Source organism: Pseudomonadota bacterium (assembly GCA_010028905.1).
GTDB lineage: Bacteria > Vulcanimicrobiota > Xenobia > RGZZ01 > RGZZ01 > RGZZ01.
Window position 1 is genome coordinate 1 of the sequence record RGZZ01000475.1, and the last position, 3,848, is coordinate 3,848.

At 68.6% G+C, this 3,848-nt stretch carries 4 protein-coding genes; 1 reads left to right on the top strand and 3 read right to left on the bottom strand.

Annotated features, from left to right (window positions below):
- The 3 genes from EB084_21390 to EB084_21400 all read right to left on the bottom strand — a co-directional run.
- Window positions 1–1,447 (bottom strand): GMC family oxidoreductase (locus EB084_21390; protein NDD30819.1); only part of this gene is annotated, 1,447 nt, incomplete at its 3' end.
- Window positions 1,444–1,905, bottom strand: a complete 462-nt coding sequence (locus EB084_21395; GenBank protein ID NDD30820.1) for a hypothetical protein — start codon at window positions 1,903–1,905, stop codon at window positions 1,444–1,446. The genes EB084_21395 and EB084_21390, both read right to left, overlap by 4 nt.
- A complete protein-coding gene (locus EB084_21400) occupies window positions 1,902–2,591 on the bottom strand; it encodes a hypothetical protein (GenBank protein ID NDD30821.1) in 690 nt (229 codons plus the stop codon). The genes EB084_21395 and EB084_21400 overlap by 4 nt, the downstream gene beginning before the upstream one ends.
- A gap of 158 nt (window positions 2,592–2,749) precedes the next feature.
- Between EB084_21400 and aroF the strand changes: the two genes are divergently transcribed.
- Window positions 2,750–3,778, top strand: coding sequence for a 3-deoxy-7-phosphoheptulonate synthase (gene aroF, locus EB084_21405; GenBank protein NDD30822.1), 1,029 nt, complete (start codon window positions 2,750–2,752; stop codon window positions 3,776–3,778).
- Window positions 3,779–3,848: the final 70 nt, after the last annotated feature.

The following is a 3,848-nucleotide window of genomic DNA, read 5'->3' on the forward strand; positions in this document are numbered from 1 at the left end:
AGGCACTCCTCTCGATGTGGTGGCGAGCATTGCGCAGGGCGAGCGCCATGATGGTGGCCTGCGGGTTCACCGCGGGGGAGGAGGGGAGGATGCTGGCGTCGGCGACGCAGAGGTTGTCGAGGCCGTGCACGTGTCCGAACGAGTCGACGGCGGCGAGCTCGTCTTCGCCCATGGGGCACGAGCTGAAGGCGTGCACGCTGCTGAGGCTCATGTCACGGGCCGGGATGGGCGTCGAGAGGCGCTTGCGGCAGTCGTCAACGCCGTCGAAGGGCGCCCACCCGCGAAGCCCCGGGTAGAGGCGTCGCGCGCCCGCGGCAAAGGCGAGCTCGCACAGATGGAGGAAGCCGGTCGTGAGGTTCACGCGGTCGCTCATGTCGAGTGTGTGGCGGGCGAAGGCCTCGCCCGTGAAGGGGAACGGTCGCACGACAGCCCGACGCGATGCCCGGCAGAGCGTGTAGTAGAGCGCCATCTTCGGCCAGTCGAGCAGGGCGTCGCGATTCTCGCCCCAGTCGTCTCCCAGCGTGATCGAGAGAAAGCCCGGCGTGCACACCGAGCCTCCCAGGGTCTCGTCCGGACCATGGTGCTTGATCTGGTAGACCGGGACCACCGCGGTGTGGGGTTCCAGGGGGGTGTCGAAGGCGGCCACGATCTTGAGCATCAGGTGCAACTGCAAGCTGTTGCCCACGTTGCGCCGGATTCCGCTGCGCCAGAGCAGCGTGGGGGTCTGGAGCGCGCCGCCACAGATGTAGAACCGTTCGGCGATGATCCGCACCGGCTGGGTTGCGCCGTCTGTGGTCAGCATCGCCTCGGCTTCGGTGATGCGCTGCCCGCGTCGCACGAGACGGGTCACCTGGCAGCGTGCCATCAGGCGGGCGCCGTGCTTCTGCGCGAGCGGGAGCAGGGTCTGCGACATCGAGCGGCGGGCCCCTGGCGCCGATTCGCCTTCCACGTTCGTCGCCCAGATCGCCCGCGGGATCTCGTCACACGACCATCCCAGGGCTCGGGCGCCGCGCAGCAACGCCTCGCTGGCGGCGTCCGGCGCCTCTCGCGGCGGACCCTCGCCGATGCCGATGAGGCGCTCGCACTCCTCGACAAGACGTTCGAGGTTTGCGCCGTCGAGTGAACGAATCTTGCGGTCTCGCACCCAGGCGTCAACCACCTCGCGTGGCGGTCGATGCCAGAAGCCCGCGTTCACCTCGGTGCTCCCCCCCACGCAGCACCCCTCCACGAAGGCGACGTTGGGGGTTCCCAGCACGGGAGACAGCCCGCCGTTGCGGTAGAGGTTCTGCACGGACGCGGGCGCGTGAGGCACGGTTCCACGCGGAACTTCCGGCCCTTCCTCGACGATGAGCACATCGCGCCCCGCCATGGCGAGCGTGGCCGCGGTGGTGGCTCCGCCTGCGCCCGAGCCGATGACCACTACCTCGGCCTGTATGGTGCGGGTCATCGGGGCTGGCTCCTGGCTGTGGTGGCGAGGGCCTGGCTCACCAGGGGGTGATCGAACCAGGCCAGCAGCGCGCAGCTTCGCACCATGCGCACGAAGTCGCGCATGGGCACGAGGGGGCTCTGGGCCCAGAGCCGGATCCAGGCGTCGCGCTGCGCGGGTGCGAGACGTGTGAACGGGCGGCCGTATCGCAGGATGGCGCTGACGCCGAACACGCCGAGCACCGCGATGTACGGGATGCGCAGGAAGGTCGGCATGCGCTCGACCTGACGGGCGACATAGACGTTCACCTCGGCCTCGATCTCGGCGCGCAGCGGTGCGGGGAGATCGGGCCACGGCGGGAGCAGCGCCGTGGAGAGCACGGCGAGGGTGCTGCGAGGCGCGCGCGTCGTCATCGCGGTGATCTTCCTCCAGGTCCCGCTGCGATCCTCGTGCCGCCCGGTGACGGTCTCATCGCTCACACCTCGCGTCGTCGCTCCCCCCGGCGCAGGCGCGCGAACATCATCGTGCCACTGATCACAAGGGCGATGAGGGCGATGGCGGCGGCGTCAGTGATATAGACCCCCCAGTCTCCCCAGAGCTGTCCATCGTGCAGATCGTAGGCCAGCTGCAGCCAACGGTTTCCAGAGGTGTCTTGCGCGGGCGGCCGAGCCACAAGAGGGGGATTCGAAGGCGACAGGGTGCGAACGCCGGCCGATGTGATGGCGACGAGGTGCCCAACCGGATCGAGGGACGCGGCCCAGATCTCCTCGTTCGTGGGGGTCTGCACCGCGCGCCACGCGCTCCCATCGTCGGACGAGACGAAGATCCCCCCGTTGCGGAGCGCCGCGTAGATCTGGCCGCGCCCGTCGCAGCACACGCTGTTCACCTGCTTTGCGGGCACGGGCAGGGTCACGCGCGTGAAGCTGCGCCCTCCGTCAGGAGATCGGAAGAGCCCATCGGAGGTGCCGACCCAGAGGGTGGAAGGCCGCCGCGGGTCGACGGTCGTGCACAGCACGTACTGGTCGAAGGGACCGCTGCCGACGGCTTCGCGCGACGGGAAGAGCCGCGCGCGATGGTTGATGGCGATGGCGGTGATCGCGGGCGCCAGGATGAGGAGCGCGGTGAGCAGTCCGAGCCAGCGGTGGAACAAGACGAGTCGTCGCATGGCTCGCGCGATTCAGGCGCCGATCTCCGATCCCCTTCCAGGGCGAGCGCTGGCGACGAGGGGCGAGGGGGCGAACCCTGGGAGGGCAGTCGGTGCGGAAGGCGAAGTTGCTGTCGGGCCTGCCGCAGGGGGAGCGGCGCATCGCGAGGAGTGCACGCATGATTGTCGTCATGGAAGAAAACGCCACCGAGGCGCAGGTCGCGTCGGTGACCGAGCGGCTCAAGACGAGCGGCTATGACATCCACCGCTCCCAGGGAGAGCGTTATACCATACTCGGCGCGGTGGGCTCGGGCGGACTCGATCCCCGCGACCTCGAGCTGTTCGAGGGCGTCCACGAGGTCATCAAGGTCAGCGCCTCGTACAAGCTGGCCTCTCGCGCCTTCAAGCCAGAGGGCACGGTGATACGCATCAAGGACGTGGTCATCGGCGCGACCGACGTGGTGATGATGGCCGGGCCTTGCACCATCGAGACCCAGGAGCAGGTCGAGGCCGTGGCCGAGGCCGTTTCCGCGCATGGGGTTCGGGTGCTGCGCGGTGGCGCGTTCAAGCCGCGCACGTCTCCCTACAGCTTCCAGGGGCTGGGTGAGCAGGGCCTTCGATACATCCGTGAGGCGGCCGATCGTCACGGCATGCTCGTGGTCTCCGAGGTGATGGAGTCGAGCCAGATTCCCATGTTCCTGCGCTACGTCGACATCCTCCAGGTTGGGGCGCGCAACATGCAGAACTTCAACCTGCTGAAGGACCTGTCGCGCATCGACAAGCCCGTGCTGCTCAAGCGCGGTCCGGCCGCCACCATCGAGGAGACGCTGCTCTCGGCTGAATACCTCATGGCGGGGGGCAATCATCAGGTCATCATCTGCGAGCGCGGAATCCGAACCTTTGAGACGTACACGCGCAACACCCTCGACATCTCGGCCATTCCCGTCATCAAGAAGCTGTCGCACCTGCCCGTCATCGCCGACCCCTCTCACGGAACCGGGCGGCGCGACAAGGTCGCGCCCATGGCCCGCGCGGCGGTTGCCGCGGGGGCCGACGGCCTGCTCATCGAGGTTCACAACCAGCCCGAGCGGGCGCTGTGCGATGGCGCCCAGTCGCTGCTCCCGAAACAGTTCACCCACCTCATGGCCCAGCTGGCCCTCATCGCCGCCGCGGTCGATCGGCGCATGGCTGGCGCCGCCTCTACGTGAATCGAGGCCGTCTCGAGGGGAGGCGCTCGCGTCTGCGACGTGGCCTGACGCTGCTGCTGCTGCTGCTGCT